17 protein-coding genes are annotated in these 18,731 nt (G+C 48.2%); 6 read left to right on the forward strand and 11 right to left on the reverse strand.

Annotation, left to right across the window (positions count from 1 at the left end):
* Position 1: 1 nt before the first annotated feature.
* From BM323_RS07905 to BM323_RS07930, 6 genes are all read right to left on the reverse strand, one after another.
* Positions 2-2,650, reverse strand: a complete 2,649-nt coding sequence (locus BM323_RS07905; RefSeq protein WP_091003524.1) for an aconitate hydratase — start codon at positions 2,648-2,650, stop codon at positions 2-4.
* Between the two features lie 123 nt (positions 2,651-2,773).
* Positions 2,774-3,484, reverse strand: coding sequence for a transporter substrate-binding domain-containing protein (locus BM323_RS07910; protein WP_091003527.1), 711 nt, complete (start codon positions 3,482-3,484; stop codon positions 2,774-2,776).
* Positions 3,444-4,829: an MFS transporter gene (locus BM323_RS07915; RefSeq protein ID WP_007886558.1), complete on the reverse strand. Its 1,386-nt coding sequence runs from the start codon at positions 4,827-4,829 to the stop codon at positions 3,444-3,446. Before BM323_RS07915 ends, BM323_RS07910 begins: the two co-directional genes overlap by 41 nt.
* 26 nt (positions 4,830-4,855) lie before the next feature.
* The gene (locus BM323_RS07920) at positions 4,856-5,731 is read right to left on the reverse strand and encodes an amidohydrolase family protein (RefSeq protein WP_091003530.1); all 876 of its coding nucleotides are present in this window, start codon (positions 5,729-5,731) and stop codon (positions 4,856-4,858) included.
* A 35-nt stretch (positions 5,732-5,766) separates the two neighbouring features.
* Positions 5,767-6,423, reverse strand: coding sequence for an aspartate/glutamate racemase family protein (locus BM323_RS07925; RefSeq protein WP_091003532.1), 657 nt, complete (start codon positions 6,421-6,423; stop codon positions 5,767-5,769).
* A 56-nt stretch (positions 6,424-6,479) separates the two neighbouring features.
* Positions 6,480-7,550: an isocitrate/isopropylmalate dehydrogenase family protein gene (locus tag BM323_RS07930; protein ID WP_007886555.1), complete on the reverse strand. Its 1,071-nt coding sequence runs from the start codon at positions 7,548-7,550 to the stop codon at positions 6,480-6,482.
* A 327-nt stretch (positions 7,551-7,877) separates the two neighbouring features.
* On the opposite strand from BM323_RS07930, the gene otnK reads away from it, so the two are divergent.
* From otnK to BM323_RS07950, 4 genes are all read left to right on the forward strand, one after another.
* Positions 7,878-9,134, forward strand: a complete 1,257-nt coding sequence (gene otnK / locus BM323_RS07935; RefSeq protein ID WP_091003534.1) for a 3-oxo-tetronate kinase — start codon at positions 7,878-7,880, stop codon at positions 9,132-9,134.
* Positions 9,131-9,769: a 3-oxo-tetronate 4-phosphate decarboxylase gene (locus BM323_RS07940; protein WP_091003537.1), complete on the forward strand. Its 639-nt coding sequence runs from the start codon at positions 9,131-9,133 to the stop codon at positions 9,767-9,769. The genes otnK and BM323_RS07940 overlap by 4 nt, the downstream gene beginning before the upstream one ends.
* 82 nt (positions 9,770-9,851) lie before the next feature.
* On the forward strand, positions 9,852-11,153 hold the full coding sequence (locus BM323_RS07945; RefSeq protein ID WP_007886552.1) for an SLC13 family permease: 1,302 nt from the start codon (positions 9,852-9,854) through the stop codon (positions 11,151-11,153).
* Between the two features lie 11 nt (positions 11,154-11,164).
* Positions 11,165-11,908 carry a DeoR/GlpR family DNA-binding transcription regulator gene (locus BM323_RS07950; RefSeq protein ID WP_091003540.1) on the forward strand — a complete coding sequence of 248 codons (744 nt, stop codon included), beginning with the start codon at positions 11,165-11,167 and terminating at the stop codon, positions 11,906-11,908.
* Between the two features lie 36 nt (positions 11,909-11,944).
* Here the strand turns inward: BM323_RS07950 and BM323_RS07955 are convergent, their stop codons facing one another.
* Positions 11,945-12,397 (reverse strand): Lrp/AsnC family transcriptional regulator, encoded by a 453-nt coding sequence (locus tag BM323_RS07955; RefSeq protein ID WP_008104463.1) that lies wholly within the window; start codon positions 12,395-12,397, stop codon positions 11,945-11,947.
* 231 nt (positions 12,398-12,628) lie between these two features.
* Here BM323_RS07955 and BM323_RS07960 point away from each other — a divergent pair, with 231 nt between their 5' ends.
* Together BM323_RS07960 and panB are read left to right on the forward strand one after the other, a co-directional pair.
* Entirely contained in the window at positions 12,629-13,243 is a 615-nt protein-coding gene (locus tag BM323_RS07960) for a LysE family translocator (RefSeq protein WP_091003546.1), read from the forward strand.
* Positions 13,244-13,252: 9 nt separating this feature from the next.
* On the forward strand, positions 13,253-14,053 hold the full coding sequence (gene panB / locus BM323_RS07965) for a 3-methyl-2-oxobutanoate hydroxymethyltransferase (protein ID WP_091003549.1): 801 nt from the start codon (positions 13,253-13,255) through the stop codon (positions 14,051-14,053).
* 283 nt (positions 14,054-14,336) lie between these two features.
* Here the strand turns inward: panB and BM323_RS07970 are convergent, their stop codons facing one another.
* The 4 genes from BM323_RS07970 to BM323_RS07985 all read right to left on the reverse strand — a co-directional run bounded on the left by BM323_RS07970 (position 14,337) and on the right by BM323_RS07985 (position 18,608).
* Positions 14,337-15,350 (reverse strand): tyrosine-type recombinase/integrase, encoded by a 1,014-nt coding sequence (locus BM323_RS07970; protein ID WP_091003555.1) that lies wholly within the window; start codon positions 15,348-15,350, stop codon positions 14,337-14,339.
* Positions 15,351-15,426: 76 nt separating this feature from the next.
* On the reverse strand, positions 15,427-16,911 hold the full coding sequence (locus BM323_RS07975; protein ID WP_091003558.1) for a conjugal transfer nickase/helicase domain-containing protein: 1,485 nt from the start codon (positions 16,909-16,911) through the stop codon (positions 15,427-15,429).
* A gap of 128 nt (positions 16,912-17,039) precedes the next feature.
* Entirely contained in the window at positions 17,040-18,026 is a 987-nt protein-coding gene (locus BM323_RS07980; protein ID WP_091003561.1) for an ArdC family protein, read from the reverse strand.
* A gap of 78 nt (positions 18,027-18,104) precedes the next feature.
* Complete coding sequence (locus BM323_RS07985) at positions 18,105-18,608, reverse strand: hypothetical protein (protein ID WP_091003563.1); 504 nt, start codon at positions 18,606-18,608, stop codon at positions 18,105-18,107.
* Between the last annotated feature and the right edge of the window lie 123 nt (positions 18,609-18,731).

Below are 18,731 nucleotides of genomic sequence, written 5' to 3' on the forward strand. Positions count from 1 at the left end.
CCTACTCTTTAAGTGTTTGCTGAATAACAAAGGGCAAAATACCGCCATAGCGCAGATAGCGTAGTTCTTGCTGGGAGTCTATCACTGCCTCAAGATTCAGTGCAGCAATCTGCCTGCCTCCACGGCGGATGTAGAGCATCAGCGGCGTCGCACCCGGCGCGATCATTTCCAGGCCTGTAATATCCAGGACCTCGGTTCCATCCATCTCAGGTAATCTGTCCGCTTCATCGGCAATAAAATGCAGCGGAAGAATGCCCATTCCGATCAAATTCGTGCGGTGGATACGTTCGAAACTATTAGCAATGACGGCTTTAACCCCCATCAGTGCCTGCGCTTTAGCAGCCCAGTCACGACTCGATCCCGCGCCATAGCGCTCGCCCGCCAGCACTACCAGCGGCGTATCTGTTGCATGCCATGTTTGCGCAGCCTCAAAAGCCGGAAGAATTTGCTGATGAGACGCATCCCAGGCATAACCTCCGCCACCGCGCTTATCTGCCGGTAACAAACGGTTGGATAGCGCTTTATTGGTAAAAGCACCGCGTACCATCACTTCATGATTACTGCGTCGCGTAGAGTAGAGATTCAGGTCCTGCGGATTTTCATGATGTTCCAGCAACCATTGACCGGCAAGGCTGCCTGAGGAAATCGCACCTGCAGGCGAAATATGATCGGTGGTGACGTCATCGCCAAACCAGAGGAAAGGTCGGGCGTTATTGAGCGACAGCGGTTCGGCAGGGTCTCGAGGTAAACGTTCCAGATAGCCCGGCCGACGCAGATAGGTTGAGGTCGATTCCCATGGATAATGCACGCTACCCGGAGCTTCAATTTGCTGCCAGTGCGGGGTTCCCTGCCAGATAAGATCGCGACGCTGGATGTAATGTTCACGCTTCATCACTCTTGTTACCCAGCGTTCGACTTCTTCACGCGCTGGCATTAAGTCGCGCATGAAAACCGGCTGTAGATGCTCATCGTAGCCAAGCGGGTCGTTCAACATGTCATGCTGCATATTTCCGGCAATAGCCCAGGCAATCACCAATGCTGGCGAGGTGAGATAACCATGACCGAGGCTGGGATTAACGCGACGGGGAAAGTTACGGTTACCGGAAAGCACACACACGGCCTGAAGGCCATCACTCACCAGACTTTCCATGGCCGGTTGTAATGCGCCCGAACTGCCAATGCAGGTCATACAGCCATAACCTGCCACATCGAACCCCACCTTTTCCAACTCGCTAAGCAGGCCTGATTCTCCAAGATAATCGGTAACCGCCCGAGATCCGGGTGAAAAGGAGGTTTTAACCCAAGGCTTGGGTTGCAGTCCGTACTTTGCCGCATTCCTGGCAAACAATGCCGCCTGAATTACCAGCCAAGGGTTGGCGGTTGTGGTGCAGCTGGTTATGGCCGCGATAGCCACGGCGCCTTGTTGAATCGGTTGTGGGTAATCATCATGCTGCCATTGCAAAGCGCGCTCGCCGGCTTTCAATGTCTCCATAAAACTTTTCGGCGAATCACTGAGCGGAATTTGTTGATGAGGATTATAAGGCCCCGCCACGCTGGGTTCGATGCTACTTAAATCCAGCTCAATGCGTTGTGTGAAGTCAGGCTGACGATCCTCCGGATGACGCCAAAGGTGCTGATGTTGCATATAACTGCGAATAATTTCCTGTTTCTCTTCACTGCGCCCGGTCAGGTTGACGTACTCTGCGCTGCGCTGATCAAACGGGAAGAACACCACGGTGGCACCGTATTCCGGGGCCATATTGGCAATGGTGGCGCGCGATTCGAGCGGCATGCTGTGGAGTGCAGGACCGGTGAACTCAACAAATTTGCCGACCACACCGCTTTCACGCAACAGGCGCGTGATGTGCAGAGCCAGATCGCTGTCGCTAACATCCGGCGGCAGTTCACCGGAAACACAAATTCCCACCACGTCCGGGAAGCGTAACGTGACTGGCTCGCCAACCAAAGCGGCCTGACCTTCCAGACCACCTACGCCCCACCCCAACACACCAAGTGCATTAATCATCGGCGTATGGCTGTCGGTTGCAATCATGCAATCGGCGTGCAGCAACGGTATGGCTTCACGCTCATCCACCGTGACCACTTCAGCAATGGTTTCAAGGTTCATTAAATGAATAATGCCGGTGCCGGGTGGAATGACGCGGAAGTTATCCAGGCTTTTTTCTGCCCAGCGAATGAAGCGATAGCGCTCAGCGTTACGGCGAAAATCAAACTTGAGGTTATCTTCAAGCGCATCGGCATTAGCGTAACTTTCAACGATGACCGAATGATCGATGGTTAGCACAGCAGGAATGTGTGGATTGATAGCGCGCGGATCGCCACCTAACTCAGCAGTAAGATCGCGCATGGCAGCAAAGTCAGCCAAAGCCGGTAAACAGGTGGTGTCATGGAACATGAGGCGGTCGGGATAAAACTCAACCTCACCAGGGGAGGACTTTGCAGACAGATAGTTGAGAAATTCAGGCAGCGTTTGCGGTGAGCATCGCGCAACGTTCTCCAGCAGAATGCGAATGCTGTAAGGCAATGTCTGTAATTGCTCCAGCGGGACGATCTGGGTGAGGTCAATAAAATGATACAGGCGGTTATGAATAACCAGCGGCGAGCGTTCCAGTGTTAAGGGCGATGTCATAAAAACCTTCCGTCACAGCAATCTTGTTATGTTCGTCGCTGGATAACGTCTCATGCCCATTAATGAATGAAAATTGAACATTAACCAATGCAGCGTTCTCCAAATGAGAACGCTGCATTAAGTTTAAGACTCGGCAAGATTTCGATTAATAATCTCGCTGATAGCGCCATTTTCCTGCCATTTATTCAGGTAATGACTAATTTCACCATAAAGCTGGTCCTGCGCATGCGGCAAACAAATAGCCTGGAAAATCTGCCCGAAATTATCGGGCAGAACGCGAAAACCGCGATTGTTACTGACTGCACTTTCTAAAGGTTGACGGATTCCTGCTGCCATATCGCCTTCTCCATCGAGAAACGCATCGATCGCGGCCTGTGATGAAGCGAGTCGATTGAGCGCAGCATGTTTTAATTCGCGGCTCAGAAACAGATCGTAGGCAGCTCCTTTACCGACATTGATGACCACATCAGGTTTATCCATCTCGGTCACGCTTTGCCAGTTGCTGTTCTCTCTCACCATCACGGTACCTTCGATAGTGATATAAGATTGCGTAAATCGCAGCACCTCTTCACGCTTCGGGTCTATCGCCAAAAAGGCGACGTCCCAGCGATCGTGAGTGGCATCATCGACTACCTTGCCTGCTGTGGGATACATAATAAATTGCGCGACTCTTCCCTGTTCAGCCGCAATTTTTTGGGCGATCTCCACAGTAATCCCGCCAGGCTGCCCATCGGGCAGCGTTTTGGCCAATACGGCGTTACCTAAATTGATAGCAAAACGTAGTGGGGTTGCGTTATCGGTGGCTGACATGCGGCTCTCCAGAAAAGTCATCATCGTGATCCTGTTTCGGCGTTTCAAAATTCAGACGTTGAATTTTTCCAGCCACAAACAGATAACAGCACAGATTGAGGAAAGCGCAGACGCCGACAAAAATCAAAGCACCATTGAATGAACCGGTATCTTTTATGATGTAGGCAATAATAATTGGCGTAAAGATTCCCGAAATATTGCCAATCATATTGAACAATCCGCCACTCAGGCCGACCGCCTCTTTCGGTGAGAAGTCTGAGACTACGCACCATCCCATTGCACCAAATCCCTTGCCAAAGAAGGCCAGCGACATAATAGCCACCACAACCCATGCGGAATCGACGTAATTGCAAATAACCATACTCACGGCTAACAGCATGCCGATAACGATAGGTGTTTTACGTGCGGCTGACAGGCTGAAACCACGCGCCAGCATGTAATCGGATAACACGCCGCCCAGCAACGCGCCGGCACATCCACATAGCGCCGGCAGTGACGCGATAAATCCCGCCTTGAGAATGGTCATACCACGGTCGTGCACCAGATAAACCGGGAACCACGTCAGGAAAAAGTAGGAAAGCACCGTAAAGAAGAACTGCCCCATATACACACCCAGCGCCAATCGGCTGGTCAGTAATTTACGGGTATATCCTTTGCCGACGTTATCGCCTTTTTTACTGGCTTTCATGTTGGTCAGACCGCCGCCGGACTGGATATATTCAAGCTCAGCATCGTTGACCAACGGGTGAACTTTAGGCGTATCGGTGAGTACCCGCGTCATCAACAGCGAGACCAGAATACCGACTGCGCCCATAAACCAGAACACCGACTCCCAACCAAACGAATAGGAGAACCAGCCCATCAACGGTAAGAAGACCACTAATGCAAAATACTGTGCTGCAGTAGTGAATCCGGAAGCTTTACCACGCTCTTTCGCCGGGAACCATGCCGCAAGGAATCGAGAGTTAGCGGGTAGCGTTGGTGCTTCAATCAACCCCATCATAAAGATGAAGCCAAACATCAGTACGCGTGTCACCCAAATATTGTCAAAAGAGGTGCTGAAACCCACCAGAAAGACAAACAGTGACCAGGTGAAAACCCCGGTTACCAACACTTTTTTTGAGCCGTAACGATCCAGTAACCAACCACCCGGATATTGCCCCAGAACATAAGCCCAGGTGAAGGTTGAGATCAGATAACCGAGCGCCACAATATCCAGCCCGGCAGATTTCACCATATCCGTACCGGCAATTGAGAAGGTCGCTCTATCACCATGATTTAAAGCAATACTGAGAAATACCATCAGCAAAATCATATAACGATAATGCGTAGGTCTGTTCTTTTTAGCAGTGGAGTTCAGAGTAATCATAATATTCGGCCTTGTCTGGCATACGATTAATTAAATCGGTAAAGTTCAGCCGGGTTTTCCACAAATAATTTGTGTCTAACCTGATCGTTATGCGCCCAGTGGTATATTTTCGATAGTATCAATGCATCATCTGGCATATTTTTATTGGCACTTATTAAATTGGGGTGTGGCCAGTCACTTCCCCATAAAACACGTTCAGTTGCATCGTGAAGAAAGCGGGTAACCAGAGCTGCCATATCAGACACATCATCACTTTGTGACTGATGATAAAGCGCGGAGAGCTTTACCCAACATTGACCCTTTTCAATCAGCTCCCAAGCCAGCTTCCAAACTGGATGGGCCATCGGCTCAGGCTGCGGTAAACGAAAGTAGTGGTCGATGACCAGATTTCCCGGTATCTGAAGTAGCGTTGATCGCAACTGCCACAATTGATCCGCAGTGGCGTGGACCTGCACATGCCAGCCACGTTCCGCCACGCGTTGCGCTACGGGAAGCAGCATTTCAGGTGTCGTTGCATTGCCCGCACCAAGATTGAATCGAACCCCCGTTACGCCAGCTTGCTGCAGCGCATCCAGTTCAGCATCACTGACAGTGTCGTCCACCACGGCTTCACCACGTGCATGGGTGCCAAAAGCGCGTAATGCATCTGTCAGGCAACGATTATCCGTTCCATAAGAAGAGGGCTGCACCAGAATATGACGAGAGTGTCCCAACCATTTTTTAAACTGGTTGTAATCGTTGACGGTCGCGTTTGGTAAATTACGCGTATCATCCGCAGCATAGGGATAACGCCTGTCAAAAATATGATGATGACAGTCACAGCTATGTTCAGGCAATACGATCTCAGGCGAGTGTGAAATATGGCTATATTTCACATCCGCCAATATATCTCGGCTTTCCACGTTGATGCCTTTTTAAAAGAAATCGACTGACTTAATTAATGAGTCATTAATATTTTCAGTTTTGAAACGGCTGCATGCGGACTGCTCAGTACCGGACAGTTCACTGCTGACTGAGCCTGCTCCCAGGCAATGGCCATCGAGAAGTGCGCAAGAAGGATGGCATCAGCCTCAGTATGTTCACGAGCAGCCTGAACAATGAGCTGGTTGTGGCGCTCGGCATCACCTTGCTCGAGGGCATCACGCGCCCCTTCAACCAGAACGCTGGTTAACGTGGCGTCACGATAACCTTTACGTACCAGTTCATGAAATTCCGCTTCCATCCCGGCGACGGCGGGAGCAAACGTTGCCAGCATGACGATATGTTTACCCTTAGCTAAAGCCGCTTCAAACATGGCTTCGTTTGGCTTAAGCACCGGCATGGTATTTTTCGCTGCGCTGGCGTCAATTGCTTCACCAAATGCAGAGCAGGTAAACAACACTGCACCAGCATCAATGTTGGCAGCATAGTTCACCAGTGAATCGATCCGCTTAAACAGACGATCGGTCAACATCGTCACCTTACGACGATCCACACTTAACGCGTCATCCAGCAGGTTACTGATTTCAGCCTCTGGCCACTGATCGGCAAAAGCCTGGTTTATCGGCTCAACCGCCAGTGGAGTCGCGTGAATTAAAACAATACGTTGATTCATCTTCGGCTCCATGAAAGCAGGCTGCCGCTAAAGTGCGGCAACCTCATGACGTTTAATCAGGCGCGAATAGAAGCAGCCACTTTGTCAGCAAAGGCTTTAGTACCACATTTGCCACCCAGGTCCGGCGTACGGGTTTCTGGATTTTCCAGCACTTCATCAACGGCACGGCTGATCTCTTCCGCCGCTTTCAGGAATTTTGGCTGGTTGTGCTTCTCTGCGTACCATTGCAGCATCATGGCAACCGACAGAATCATCGACACCGGGTTCGCCTTGTCCTGATTCTGAATATCCGGAGCTGATCCATGCTGAGCCTGCGCGCAGCAATGCGTATCACTGGCCATAATTGAACCGGCCAGGCCAAGGCTGCCTGACAATTCACTCGCCAGGTCGCTGATGATGTCACCATAGAAGTTAGTGGCAACCAGTACGTCGAAACGCTCTGGGTTACGCACCAGGTGAGCGGTTGACGCATCAACTAACAGATCGTCCAGCTCAACTTCAGGGAACTCTTTTGCCACGTGACGCACGGCTTCAAGGAACAGGCCATCCGTCATATGGAAGCTGTTAGCTTTATGAATTGCGGTCACTTTTTTACGACGCTGCATCGCCAGCTCGAAGGCTTTGCGAGCAATTCGCTCAGAGCAATGACGGGTAATTTTACGGGTAGACAGCGCCATATCCGGGCTTGGCATCACTTCACCCCAGCCGCGAGTCATGTTGCGGTCTGGATAGAACCCTTCCGTCGCTTCACGCATGATCACCAAATCCATGGATTTGCCTTCCTTCATATTAGACGTCAGGAAAGGACGAGTGCGCGCAGGACGGACGTTAGCATAGAGATCCAGACCAATGCGGAAGCCAGCAGAAACGTTACGGCCGCCTTTTTCCGGTGCTGGATAATCCGCGTGGGACTGGGTACCCAGAATAATGCCGTCATACGTTTTGGCACGGTCGAGTGATTCCTGGCGCAGCGTAGTGCCGTGTAATTCCAGGCTTTTAAAACCTACGTCTTCGTAGTCGAACTCAAAGTTCAGGCCATACGCTTTATCCAGTGACTCCAGCACAGTTACCGCAGCAGAAGTGATCTCAGGGCCGATACCGTCACAAGGCAGAACCAAAATACGCATAAATACTCCAGATGGTTGGTCAGTTTTCGATTGCATTTTTATACCAATAAATGCACTGAAGGCAAGGTGATTGAGATCACATTTCTGATACAAAAAAAACACATTGCAACATTCCTCCGTCTTTTCAGTAAGTTATGGCTAAGCCCTGCGAGCTTTAGGATTATTACCCGTTGTAACAGCCGCTTCAAAGATTCCACTCACACCCATTTGTTAACCATAAACCCTTATTTTGTGATCTAAAGCACAAATTAACATCAAGCCTGATTGCACTTGTATTTACATAAAAGCAATATGAGCTCAATTTGTTACCGCTTTAGAGGAACACATATGATTAAGTTGGGCGTCATCGCGGATGACTTTACGGGTGCCACCGACATTGCAAGTTTCATGGTGAATGCGGGCTGGAAAGTGGTGCTATTCAATGGCGTTCCTGCTGAGGCTTTTGATCAGGAAGGCATCGATGCGGTGGTTATCGCCCTTAAAAGCCGTTCGATTTTGACCAAGACGGCGGTGGAACAATCATTGTCTGCTTCAAACTGGCTTAAGTCACAGGGCTGTAAGCGTCAGCTATTCAAATATTGCTCAACCTTTGACTCGACAAAAGAGGGGAACATTGGTCCGGTTACCGATGCCCTGATGAAGAATCTGGATGCGCCAATCACTTTGATTTGCCCGGCAGTACCTGACAATGGACGGACCATTTTGCAAGGCCATCTGTTTGTGAAAGGGCAGTTATTGAATCAAAGCGGGATGGAACATCATCCAGTCACACCGATGAGAGAGTCTTCACTAAAAAAATTGATGGAGGCGCAATCCACCGGCCGCTGCGAAGTCATCGATCTCGACACCATCAAAAATCATGTAGAAGACATTCCTGATGCCCTAGCCAAACTGGCAGAGGAAAAGATCAAATATGTTATCTGTGACGTACTGGATAACAATGATCTGTTAACCGTCGCGCGTGAAACCGCAGATTATGTCCTTATCACCGGTGCAGCAGGTATTGGTTATGCCATTGCGGCACTGGATACGATGCATAAATCCGCTGATAAGCCTGCGTTTGCTATCAGCAAAGAGGGGGCAAGCATTGTCCTGTCAGGCAGCTGCTCTTCCATGACCAACCAGCAGGTGAACTTTTATCAGCAGCGCGCCTCCTCACTGGCACTGGATGTGGAAAAAATCCTTCACGAACCCACGTACCTGCAGACGGTGACGGGCTGGGTAGTGACCCAAAAGAATGATGCGTTGGCTCCGATGGTCTATGCCACGCAACCGCCTCAGATTATCGAGATTATTCAGAAGAACTACGGTGCAGAATTTGTCAGTGAGAAGATTGAAAGCTTCTTCGCCACACTTGCCCACAATTTAAGCAAGGAAGGTTTCAACAAATTTATCGTCGCTGGCGGTGAAACGTCGGGTGCGGTATCACAGGGTCTCAATATTAAAGGCATGGTGATCGGCGATGCTGTCGCGCCTGGTGTACCCTGGACACAGGTATTAGATGAAGAAAAGTGGGTAATCCTCAAGTCAGGCAACTTTGGTAACAGTGATTTCTTCTTAAAAGCGCAGGAGAGTGTGAAATGAGCGAAGTCCAATATCGTCAGGATTTAGTGCGCTACGCACGCTCCCTGTTTGAACGTGGTTACAGCAGCGGTGGCGCTGGAAATATCAGCCTGAAACTGCCTGATGGCCATATCCTCGCCACACCGACGAACTCCAGTTTTGGCGACCTGGATGCTGATGAATTGAGTAAAGTCACGATGACCGGTGAGCTGGTTTCGGGTCACAAGGCGTCTAAAGAAGTGCTGATGCACTTGGCAATGTACCGTCAGCGTCCTGCTTGTGGCGGCATCGTACATTTGCACTCCCCCTGGCTGACCGCATTATCTTGCTTGCCCGATCTCGACAATGAAAATGCACTGCCGGCGATAACTCCTTACTACGTGATGCGTGTGGGTAAACTGCCGGTGGTGCCTTATATTCGGCCGGGCTCGCCAGAAATTGCTGTGCATGTTGAAAAACTGGCTAAGGATCATAATTCAATTCTTCTCGCCAACCATGGCCCCATTATTTCGGGTAAAAATATCCGTGAAGCGGTTTTTAATGCAGAAGAGTTAGAGGAAACGGCAAAACTCTATTTCGTACTCAAACCCTATGGCATGAAAACATTAACTAATGAAAATATTGATGAGCTCAATACGCTTTTCAATATGAAATAAATATTGCCATGGTAAAGCTGTGCAGATTTATCTGCGCAGCGTTTTTTTACATCTTCTACTCTGAAAATTAAAAGGATAAGTCATGTCTTTGATGCTTATCACCGGGATTGTCATGTTTGTTATTCTGACATGGTGCTTATTGAAAAATAAGTTTCCTCCCAGTGTGCTGTTTATTATCTTACCTACGGTAGCGGCTTTAGTCTGTGGATTTGGCTTTAAAGAACTGGGCGAATATGTCGCTTCAGGACTTAAATCGGTAGTTGGCACTGCTACGCTAGTCGCATTTAGCGCCATGTTTTTTACCCTGATGAAAGAAGCCGGTGTGTTTGACGTGATTGTGCGTTTCATCCTGCGTTTCGTCACACAATCGACCTTTTCTGTTCTACTTGCGACATTGGTCATAGCCTCAGTCTGTAGCCTCGATGGTAATGCGTACGCAACCCTGCTGGTAACCGTTCCGGCATTGTTACCGCTGTATGAAAAGATGAACATCAGCCGTAAAACGTTGCTGATGCTGGTTACCGTTGGAGTCGGCGTAACGGGTATTACCCCATGGGGAGGCTCACTCAACCGAGCCATTGCGGTGACCCATCTTGATATTCTTGACGTCTACTACAAACTCATTCCTCTGCAGGTCGTGCTGTTTGTTCTCGGCGTTATTCTCTGTTGGTACATGGCCAGAGTAGAAAATAAAAGTGGTTCTGGCATTAGCAAAGAGGCCTTCCTGGTGATGCGTGAGGAGATGCTAACCAGCAAAGGTGACCATAATCCATGGCTGCTGCGCGCTAACTTTGTGTTGGTGATTGCAACCATTGTGATTCTGGTTTCTGGATTAGTCGCGGGTAACTTCCTGTTTATGATCGCATTCTCGCTGGCAGTCATGATCAATTATCCGGATGCCAAAAAAGCACAACAGAAAATTAAAGATTACGCGTTAACCATCTTCCCGGTAATCGTGATCTTCTTAACGATTGGCGTATTTGTAGGTATATTGCAAAATACTGGCATTATTAAAGTATTAGTAAATGAACTCGCTGCGGTACTTCCTTCCAGTTTAGGACCTTATCTTTATATCATTCTGGCTGCTTTCAGCGTACCGATCGTTATTTTGATTGGATCCGATGCGTTCTATTTTGCACTCCTTCCTCTCGCGGTAGGCCTTGGGCAAAGTTTTGACGTTTCCCCGCTGCACGTCACCATCGCCATGCTCATTACCGAACAAATAGGTTTGCTGCTTAGTCCGGTTATTCCGGCAACGCATCTGGGGTTAGGACTGCTTAATCTCCAGGTCGGTGAGCATATCCGCCACTCCATGGTGAAAATCTGGATCATGAGTGTCTGTGCTCTGTTGGCCGCTGTCGTTCTTGGCATTATTCCTGTCTGATGAGGAGCGATATGATCCCCGCTGAGCGTCATCAACGGATACTCGAGGTGGTATCCATCAAACATTTTGTCAGCCTGCGGGAGCTGGCAGATATGCTGGATGTCACGGTGATGACTATACGGCGGGATATTGAACAGCTCAGCGCGCGTGGCGTCATCATGTCTACGCGCGGTGGTGTGAAATCACGTGAAACCCCGCTACGTATGCCCGTTGAGCGCCCCGGGGCTCATTCTCTGGTTCGTGCTGCGCTACGTTATTTAGGTGATAGCAAAGTGGTTTATCTTGATGGCGGAAAATTGACGTTTGAGTTGGCCACGTATTTTCCTTATAGCGATGAGATGACCATAGTCACTAATGACTTTGCCATTGCGCAGCATGTTATGACTCACTCAAGTGCCGCCCTGTTTTTTATTGGTGGCAAACTCAGCCGTCATGACAATACTTTTCATCAACGCGTTGCGCTTGAAACCTTAAAGAGTCTCAATTTTGAAAAGGCGTTTATCGCACCGGAATCATGGAGTGATAAAGGCATTTTTCATCATGATGAGTACAGAGCGGCTTACTATGGTGCAATCATCAACGCAGCGAGAAAATGTATCATGCTGGCAGATAACAACACTTACGGCAGCAACGCGCTGTACAAGATGTTCTCACTGACCGACATGGACATGGTCATTACTGACCTGCCTTCGTCGGAGGTGATTTTGAGCAGACGAATGGATCCGCTAAAGCTGCATCCTGTTACAAATAAATAGCATTGTCATGCTCAAAACAACGAGTTAGCAGCCGACCTACAGCGGCAACGGCCGATCCTGAATGACGGTTTTCATCACCAGGGTCGACGTTAGCCTTTGTACGCCGGGCATAGCGGAAAGTTTCTCATCATATAACTGCTGAAAAGCGGGCAAATCACGCGTTGTGATATGCAGAAGATAATCTGGATCGCCAAATAAGCGTTGTGCCAGCGTAATTTGCGGAAGTTCTTTCACCGCCTCTTCAAACGCATTGACGGCCTTACGGTCGCCATCACGCAACGTCACGAATACAATCGCCGAGAAGTTATAACCCAGGAATGCAGGGTCAAGCTGAGCACGATAGCCCTGAATGACGCCACTCTGCTCCAGCGCTTTTACCCTGCGATGGCAAGGTGACAGGCTTAATCCTACCCGCTCCGCAAGCTCAGTTACGGATAAACGGCCATCAGCTTGTAGCTCAGCAAGAATATTGCGGTCGATTCGGTCAATGGGCAAGATTATTCCCTTATCAGCGACATTACGCATTAATATTGAAAGCACATTTTAACCAGCTGAGGATATTCTTTCTACCTGCTAATGCTGTGCGACGCCGCCCAGCATCTGAAGATAGATTCTGTTTATTTCGTTAATCAGGTAGAAGATCGTGTGCAATATCATTTTTTTAAGTCATCCCGAAGACGCTGTGCTCAGCATGCCTAATACATCGAGTGGGGTCTAACGATGGCGCTGAGTTTTTTTGCTGCGTTTTGGGCCGTTTCAGTGCTATTTGTCATTACTCCTGGAGCAGACTGGGCTTATGCCATCTCCGCAGGCATTCGCGGGGGCCGGGTTATTCCCGCAGTCTGCGGATTGCTCTCTGGTCACTTGATTGCAACGTTAATTGTTGCCGCAGGTGTAGGAGCCGTGGTCGCGGACCTGCCCTGGCTCATGAAAGGATTAACCGTAGCTGGCGCCTGCTATTTGATCTGGCTGGGAATAGGCATGTTGCGTCATCCTGCCGTTCCCACTGCAGATGAAAGACAGCTCGATGGTAATGCGCTGAGTTGGGCTGTAAAAGGGCTTTGCATAAGTGGACTTAATCCGAAGGTATTTCTGCTGTTTTTGGCGTTGTTGCCACAATTCACCGATTCGCATGGCACATGGCCGCTCTCCTTACAAATGGCCGCATTGGGTATGGTGCATGTCGTAAGCTGTGCTGTGGTTTACCTGATAGTCGGCTTCGGATCGAAAGCCGTGTTACAAACCCGGCCAAGGGCTGCACGCCTCGTCAGCCAAATTTCCGGCGCTCTGATGATCATCATCGCAGCGCTATTACTGACAGAATCATTTAGATGAGACATTGAGATGCCCGAGATCACCCTGACCCATCTGCAGAAGATGAAGAAAAACGGCGAAAAAATTGCCATGTTGACCTGCTACGATGCGACTTTTGCCCATGAGTCCAGCCAGGCTGGCGTCGATATGCTGCTTATCGGCGATACGCTCGGTATGATTTTGCAGGGCCACGACAGTACTCTTCCTGTCACCATTGAGGACATGGTTTATCACACTGCCAGCGTAAAACGCGGTAACACCGGCAGCTTTATTATGGCCGACCTTTCCTTTATGACCTACGCCACCCCAGATCAGGCTTTGCAAAGTTCAGGCCGTCTGATGCAGGCGGGTGCGCAAATGGTGAAACTGGAAGGTGGTGAATGGTTGTGTGAATCGGTGCGTCAGTTAACCCGCAATGGCATTCCCGTCTGCGCACATATTGGTTTAACGCCGCAATCGGTCAATGTCTTTGGCGGGTTTAAAGTTCAGGGTCGTGGACCAGAACAGGCCAAAGGACTTATCGATGCAGCCGTTAAGCTTGAAGCCGCCGGTGCAGCAATGATTTTGGTTGAAGCGGTTCCTTCTTCCGTAGGCAAAGCACTCAGTGAAGCGGTTACCGTCCCGGTAATCGGTATTGGAGCTGGAGTAGATACTGATGGTCAGGTGCTGGTTTTACACGACATGCTAGGACTGAGTATCACAGGGCGCGCGCCTAAATTTGTCCGCAACTTTATGACGGGCCATGACAGCATTCAGCATGCCATTCAGAACTATGTTGCTGCGGTTAAAACTAAAACGTTTCCTGCTGCTGAGCATTGTTACGCTGAATGAGCACGATGGTGCTGAATAAAAATAACCGTTGGGTGCAAGAGTTATAAATCAGTTTTGAAAAAATAGTTTTAGCCGATGAATACACATGCTGTTTGAATTTGCTCGCAGGCGATAAATGCAACTTTATTTTTTTAACTTGAAGGGGTAAATGAAAGCTTGCGTTAGTTCATAGGCCTCATAAGGAAAAATGATAAATTGATTAATTATTTTAGTGAATATTGAATCGAGCAGAGAGTTATTAAACATTAGCCGAATGAAATTCGGCTAATGATATCAATCAATGCTATGTGATAACGCTTTTAAAAGATTTAGTATCTGTGTATAGTCTTAACTCTCTCTCCAGTGTTTTACCAGCAACATCCAGGTTTATATCAATATATTCCATAGTGGTTGCAACACTTCGATGTCCTAAGAGTCCCCTGACCATCTGAAGGTTTCTATCAGGAGATTTCATTAATTCTGTAGCTAAAGTATGCCTAAAACGGTGTGGAGACACTTGAAATCCGCACTCTTTAGATAAACGTCTAAAGAATGATTTTATCGGTTGCAATGTGGGTATCGCTGGTAATTTTTCACGCTCAAGCACGTTGCATAAAAATCTGTTTACATCAAATAGGGCATTATTTGAATCAGCTCCATGCTTTATTGCTTCTTGAATCAATGTTTTCAATTTTATTTTTAAAGGTCCTACCACAGGAACTCGCCATTCTCTGTGCGTCTTGCTACCATCCAAACGTAATTCAATCCAGCTTTCTTCAAGATTAATATCTTTTAACCGTAGATGCATTAACTGGTTAACACGCATACCTGTATAGCGTAGAGTGTCGAGGACTGTGATCCAGTACCACCCTGGATATAGGGCACAACGTTTCATTTCTGTTATTGTAATATCAGCATCCATATCAGCATATTGCTGCATCAACAAGTAGACGCGAGTTAATTGTTGTCTTGATAGCGTCTTTTTTCGCTTATTGTCTGCACGAACTGATACATCGTTAAAAGGATTTTCAACCTGAGTAACGAGGTTCGCTTTTATAGCAAAATTAAGCAGTGCACGCATATGCGCCACTTTGTTGTTCCAGGTGTTAGCCGATGAGCCCTCGACATTTATCACATGCCTTCGCCACTGCTGTATATCTCGACGACTGATGTCTCCTGGTTTTTTATCTTGACCATAATACTTACGGAACACGTTAACGACTTTGCGATAACTCCACTCCGTGTCTGGACGTAGAACTTTCACAAAGAAGTATTCATCGAGCAGAAATTCCCAGCTAGTATCATTTACCTGACTCATAACATTTCCTTTAATCAGCAAAATAACCGCTGCTCCCAAAGCAGCAACTCTCCTCCTTACACCTTCCAGAAAAGCGTCAGGGAACCACTAAAAACTGGCTGTCATCAGGTACGTGATTAGCCTGAAACAGCACGGTGGATTTGACCAGATAGCCTTTCACACGTTTATAAGGGCCGTTACGGTCGGCACTGTTGTAGAGAGTGGCAAAGGTGAAGCGCTTGCCGTTGTTACGCCGATGTCGGTTGAGTCTTTCAAACCCTGCCTGAACGTTCTCACGTTCGTCTGCAGACTGACCGGTATGCTTCAGATAACGATAAAAAATGCCCGGTACCAGCAAGAAAACAAAACCTGCGACCAGTTGCACACGTGAATCTGCTTCATTGCATGCTATCGTTCCATTTTCGAGACCCTCACTCAGCCAGTGCCAAAAGGCCTCGCCGATCTGTTTCTTAGAAATTTGTGAGCTTGTCCCAGGTGCTACAGGGGCCGATTCTTGATCATGTGGATGCACTTGATAAGCATTATTGACGTTTTTATGAACATTTTCGGAAGATCCGTAGGTGGGAAAATCAATGAGCTGCCGATCATCTATTGCACCTAATCCTATTTTTTGGGTTTGATTTTCATCTAAATCAGAACCAACAGGCTTACTCTTATTGCCGGTTTCAAAATGTGGGTTGTAGTCGATGTTGGTCTCATTTTGGGATAGAACATTACCCAAATTGAAGTATTGCTCGTAGACATCGTCGATTTGAGGATGTGGTATGACTTTGTGCGTTTTAACGCACATTTTTGTATCATTTATTTCGAGATCATCAACGAGAGTATTGGCTGTTAAACTTTGTGGTTTCTGAGTAATACGAGCTGAGACTTTATCAATTAAATTGTGGATCTGTTTTTCAGACGATTCGAATCCAGCTAACTCTAAATAAAAGCAGCTCCTCGCATCAGGTTGAATTTCAAGCCATCTGATAGCTTCTTTCGGCAGCGTAGAAACAGTTAATGCAAGACGGGTTACACCTGCAGATTCGGAATCATATTCACTCTGGTTTATCAAAAATCGATATTTTTCACGCGGTGCATTTGATAGCGGATGCCACGGATCGCCATCCTCAAACTCTCCTTCGACGTTCAACAATTCCGGAACATACCAGTAAAGCCCCAACCAAAATAACAGGCAATTCCAATGACTACTTTGCGCTGATTGGTCCTCTGGCAGTGCGTTGGCGGGAAGGATCATGCCTTTAGACAGATGCATCATTACAACGATATTTTGTAGAGTGAGGTCTACTAAACCGCCGCTATGATTCCATCCCGGGAAACTTGCAGCGGGCAGATTTTGATAGCGTTCTGACAGCGCTTGTAGTGGCTCCAGGCAAAATGAATTGAACAGTGATCGTGGCAGCAAAGAACTCTGCCAGATCTTTTTTACCTGCATTTGCCGCGCCGGTGTGCCGAGCAACGTTTGATAGTTTAGCGGTGTGAAGTAGCCTTCGCGTTGAGCCGGAATTGACGGCTTAATAGTGCTGCGTCTTAACTTGTATTGTAATTTTGGGAACATGATTCACCTCCAGATCGGAGGCACTATCGTTCCAAGCGGCAACTAATTACAGCCTAAAATCATTTTCGGAAAATGTGATTAAATTGCTCACTAAAAAAGAAACCATCCCCGAAGAGATGGTTTTGGTTTCAAGCGGCGTCTTCATCAGCCTCTTCACTGAATGGCTTCAAAAGGTATTCTGATGCTTCACGCGCCATACGGCTTGCGCGGAACAATGCCTTTTTATCTGACTTCAATATCGTCAACCAGTGATCGATATAGCTGTCATGCTGCACTTCACCATATACGCCCAAATGTGCGCACAGGAATGCGCTACCCAGTTCAGCGATTAACTCCTCAAACGCGTAAACCGAATCGCCAAATCGACGAGTAGTTGAAGTGATGCCTTCACGATTTAAACGGTTAGCATGCCCGCTGGAATGAACCAGTTCATGCAACAACGTTGACCAGTAATCCGCGCTCGTAAAAAACTGCGACGTTCTCGGTAAGACGATTCGGTCAGCAGCAGAATTGTAGTAAGCGCGATTTTGTTCAACTGAAGTCACTTGCACGCCTGAAACGTTTAGCATTTCAATTATCTGACCATGAGTGTCAGCATCCAACTCGTCATCATCCTGATAATCCAGACTTATGGCAGATGTTGGTGCAATCGATTCGGGCAACTCATCGCACTGCTGCACGTTAAACAGTGGAATACTGCGCAGCATGATGCGTTGTTCCATGACCGGATCGCCTTGCGCATTTCTGCGTGTCTTGCCCGTTTTATCAGTGGACTCAACCTCAAACGGTTTGAAGAAAACAGCAATGGTCGATTTCTCACCCTTACGAACGTGGCCACCCAGCGCTTGCGCCTGTTTCCATGTTAGCCAGTGGTTGGAATGAAAGCCTTGCTCCTCGGCAGCTAACCACAACAACATGATGTTTACGCCGTTGTAGTGGCGGCGGGTCGCTGCGTTGAAGGGTATCGGTGATTCAGTAGATCGCTTGCTGTCTCGCCACGGTTTGCGCCAAGGCAAAACGCCACGCTCGATCGACGCGACGATTTTGTCGGTGACTTGCTGGTAGAGGTCGACATTGTTGGTTGGTGACTTACGGGATTTGGTTTTGGTCGGCATGGGATACTCCTTACATGGCGTATCCCTTCCCGTAATGGCGAAGTGATACGCCATTGGGCAGGTTGAAATTGAGAGTGATTAATCAGGGTTATTAAGGATTGCTTCAGGTATTGGCCATTGGCCACCTAGGTGCTTAGTTAGCCACTCCTGAACATCGAGCCATTCAGCAAGCGTGCCATCTGAAGAAATGTCATAGCAGCCGATGCAGAATCGATGAGCCAGAAGTAGCGTGACCTTAACCATAAAGTCATAAGGCCGGTCTGGTGACCAGTTGAACGATGTCTTGCAGAATTCACTGCCAGATGAATGTTGCCCAAGGAAGAAACTTTCATACTCAAGATCTTCCTTCTCTTCGCCGTTAAAAGAGATAGCGGGTTGTCGAATGCCGCTTTGTACCATCAGATCAGCGGGCTGCAGAAGTGGATAACGGCCATCGCTTGTGCAAAGCACTAACGGTTGCTTATAGCCGGGGACATGGCGGTTTTGTATTATCAAAAAAACGTTTGATAGCTGTACGGTGAAGAGTAACCACTGATCGTCAGGAACTGATTTCAGTTGGGTGTAGCAATGGCAATAGCCCATGGGTAAATCCTCCAGATGTGAAAAAGGGGATTTATCCGCTAACGGGAGTAAATCCCCGTTAGGGTCGGTAAAGCGTGCCGTGTGGCGAGGTGATTAGATAACCTTAACCATCTAAGATGGCAC

The sequence above is a fragment of the Pantoea sp. YR525 genome, assembly GCF_900116775.1.
Lineage (GTDB): Bacteria > Pseudomonadota > Gammaproteobacteria > Enterobacterales > Enterobacteriaceae > Pantoea > Pantoea symbiotica.